The 3,725-nt window shown below is 36.0% G+C and carries 3 protein-coding genes; all 3 read left to right on the plus strand.

Features of this window, described 5'->3' with window-relative positions:
- Positions 1-7 precede the first annotated feature (7 nt).
- The 3 genes from rpe (at position 8) to ENL20_09800 (ending at position 2,700) form a co-directional block, all read left to right on the plus strand.
- Entirely contained in the window at positions 8-640 is a 633-nt protein-coding gene (gene rpe / locus ENL20_09790) for a ribulose-phosphate 3-epimerase (GenBank protein HHE38848.1), read from the plus strand.
- A gap of 349 nt (positions 641-989) precedes the next feature.
- A complete protein-coding gene (locus tag ENL20_09795) occupies positions 990-2,312 on the plus strand; it encodes a signal recognition particle protein (GenBank protein ID HHE38849.1) in 1,323 nt (440 codons plus the stop codon).
- A gap of 16 nt (positions 2,313-2,328) precedes the next feature.
- Positions 2,329-2,700 carry a hypothetical protein gene (locus ENL20_09800; protein ID HHE38850.1) on the plus strand — a complete coding sequence of 124 codons (372 nt, stop codon included), beginning with the start codon at positions 2,329-2,331 and terminating at the stop codon, positions 2,698-2,700.
- The last annotated feature ends 1,025 nt before the right edge of the window (positions 2,701-3,725 follow it).

Below are 3,725 nucleotides of genomic sequence, written 5' to 3' on the forward strand. Positions count from 1 at the left end.
GACAAAAATCGCTCCTTCCATTTTATCAGCGGATTTCACAAATTTAAAACAGGAAATAAATAAAGTTCAGGAAGCCGGAGCAGATATTCTCCATCTCGATGTTATGGATGGTCATTTTGTTCCGAATCTTACTTTCGGATTACCCATTATCAAGCAGATCAAACAAATCTCCAAAATCCCTCTCGATGTGCATTTGATGGTAACAAATCCGGAAATTTATTTGGATATTCTCGCTGATTGGAAAATTGAATATGTCTGCATTCATCAGGAAACTGTCTTTCATTTGCATCGACAAATTTCTTTCTTAAGATCAGAAAATGTCAAAGCCGGTATTGCTTTGAATCCTGCAACTCCCATCGAAACGATTTTTCCGATCATTCCGGAACTTGATTTCGTGCTTTTGATGAGCGTTAATCCCGGATTTGGGGGGCAAAAGTTTCTGCCTTTAGTTTATGATAAGATCAGGAAATTACGAGAATTCTCCATCCAGAAAAATCCTGAATTAAAAATCGAAGTCGATGGTGGAGTTAACGATAAAAATGCAAAAAGCCTGATCAAAGCAGGAGCTGATATTCTTGTTTCCGGTTCTTATATTTTTGGGAAAGAAAATTTTAAAGAACAGATTGATAGTTTAAGATAATTATTTAAATAGGTAAATAAACTTTCATCTTGAGAATTCATTGTCATTTTTCTGTCGAGGAATCTCCAATAAGAAATTGTTTTCTTGTTCCCAGATTTTATTTGGGAACACGATTGGATAAAAATTGAATTTCGCAAATTTTACATCAAATAAAATAAAAGTAAAAACTTAATGTCATTCCCAAATGGAATTTGGGAACGAAAGGAGTGGAGTGTCATTCCAAGATTTCTCTCATTTTTTCTGTCCAGGAATCTTCAATAAAGAATTGATAAAATACACAAGTTGCAGATTCTGCGTGAGAAACTTGGCGTAAGAAAACTCAGAATGATATTTTTCAAAAGGAAACCAAATGTTCGACAATTTAACAGACAAATTTAACGACATCTTCAAAAAATTAAAAGGTCAGGGGAAACTGACCGAGCAGAATATAAAAGATTCCATGCGGGAAGTTCGCAGAGCTTTACTGGAAGCTGATGTAAATTTCAAAATCGTAAAAAACTTTATCAACGAAGTCAGCTCGCGAGCTATTGGTCAGAAAGTAATGAAAAGCCTGACTCCCGGACATCAGGTCGTAAAGATAGTCCATGAACAGCTGATCAATCTGATGGGAAAGGAAAACTTCGAGATCAAACTGCACGATAATCGTTTGAATAAGATCATGCTCGTGGGCTTGCAGGGTTCGGGAAAAACTACTACTTGTGCGAAATTAGCTTCTTTTTTCAGGAAAAAAAATCTTTCACCGATGCTGGTTGCCTGCGATATTTATCGACCGGCTGCGATTCACCAGTTAGAGGTTTTGGGAAAACAATTGAGCCTTCCTGTATATTCCGATGAAAAGTCTAAAAATGTTCTCAAGATCGCTAAAAAGGCAGTGAATGAAGCAGAACGATCCGAAATAAATTTTATGATCTTCGATACTGCCGGCAGACTTCATATAGATGGACAAATGATGAAGGAACTGCGTGATCTGAAGAAATTCCTTAAACCGGATTATATTTTTTTTGTTGCAGATGCCATGACAGGTCAGGATGCTGTCACTGTTGCCAGAGAATTCAATGATCAATTGGAGTTCAACGGAGTTATTCTCACCAAAATGGACAGTGACGCGCGCGGTGGAGCTGCTCTTTCCATCAAGGCTGTTACTGATAAACCGGTTGTATTTGTCGGTTCCGGAGAGAAGATCGCTGATTTCGAAGAGTTCCACCCGGATAGAATGGCAAACAGGATTCTTGGTATGGGCGATGTCCTGACTTTGATTGAAAAAGCAGAAGCAACGATGGACTTGGAAGAAGCTGAAAAGCTGGCTAAAAAACTGAAGAAAAACCAGTTCACTTTCACTGATTTTCTTTCTCAACTTCAGCAAATTAGAAATATGGGACCTCTCGAACAGATCGTTGGGATGCTGCCTGGAATGAATACAAAAGCCCTGAAAGGGATGAAAGTCGATGAAAAAGAGTTGAAACATATCGAAGCGATCATTTTTTCGATGACTCCTCGTGAAAGGGAAAAACCTTTGATAATCAATGGTCAGAGAAGGCACAGAATTGCCAAAGGTAGCGGAACATCCATCCAACAGGTTAATCGTTTGTTAAAACAATTCGAGCAGATGAAAAAAATGATGAAGAAATTCAATAATCCTAAAGCAATGAAAAATATGGCTTTGCCGTTCTGATATTTCCAGATGATTTATGTTGATCAAAACTGCTGTTACCACCTTAATGCTTCTGCTCAAAGCAATCGTATTATGGATTTTAGTAAATTTTATCGGTGCTGAAGATGATGAACAGGAATCCTTATTTATTTCATTTCTAAAAACTTTTATAATAACATTAGTTATTACATTTTTGTCATTTTTGTTTAATCAAATCAACCTTCAGGGATTTTACTCATCTATGTTCAGTAATTCTCTTAAATTTTCAGTTCCAGTCATTTCTTTTTTCACTATCAAATTCGTTTATAAATTAAGTTGGAAAACCAGTTTTATTATCCTGCTTTTATGGGGATTCTTTCAATTTCTTTTAGGATTTTTAGAAGCAAAGATATTGGGATTTCATAAATAAGCTTTAAATATGGAAAAAATTGATAATATATCACATCATCTATTTAATGAACGCAGCCTTCTTCTAAACTAATCCGCTGGCGTCTCAAACGAATCCATTAAAGGTTCCGATGGACTCTTTTAAGGTTCAGAAGAAAGCATTCAAATGTTCTGGATTGTCTCTTAAACAGCGCGAGATATCATCTTTTTTTGCAAAGAATTAACCGGTTTTCTTATCTTATATATTAGATAGAGTATTTTTCAGTTCCTGAATTTCTTTTTCCTTCTCCTGGGCATTTTTCTTATATTCTTCAATAGTTTGATGATATTTTTTATCAACGATCTCCTCATAAGCAAGAATGAATTTTAAAGAAAGTTTTATCCGTTCTGATAGTTGGATCAATGCCTGTTCATCTCTTTTACTGTAAAGTGATCTATCATTCTTTTTTCCAAGAGCCAGAAACCATTTGTGATCGAGATCGTAAATGATGGGAATGATCAAAGCAAAACTGGAAATATCCTGCTGGTTCTCATTTAGAGTTCCGTAATTTTTATGGATTTTATTTTCCAGAAGATACAAATGTACATCATCAACTTTGGAATTCTCGATAACATCACTTCCCCTGATCTCATTGAATTTGTAATTCTTCATCTCATTATCATACGAAACCAAAGCAACCTTTGAGATTGGAAGTCGATGGATCAAATTTTCACAGATGTATTCCTCGAAACCTTCCAAAACCCCTTCTTCCGAAAGATTGTGCGTGAAAGTTTCAGTTTTTTCCAGAAAATCAAGTTCCGAAGTATTCAATTTGTTATCCACGATCTTCTCTACTTTGTTCCTGACCGGATTAAAGAAAGCGATCAAACCGATGGTCACGGGAATTCCGGCAATAAACTCCGAACCTACGAATTTTCCAAAAATATTCTGCAGAAGTTCACCGAGAGAATAATCGACCAATCCGAAAACGATCACAAAAAAAACACCGACAATTGTGTAGATAAGAGTGCTTCTGATCTTGACATCAAGAGCAGTTCCAGTCAATA

The organism is Candidatus Cloacimonadota bacterium (assembly GCA_011372345.1).
Classification (GTDB): domain Bacteria; phylum Cloacimonadota; class Cloacimonadia; order Cloacimonadales; family TCS61; genus DRTC01.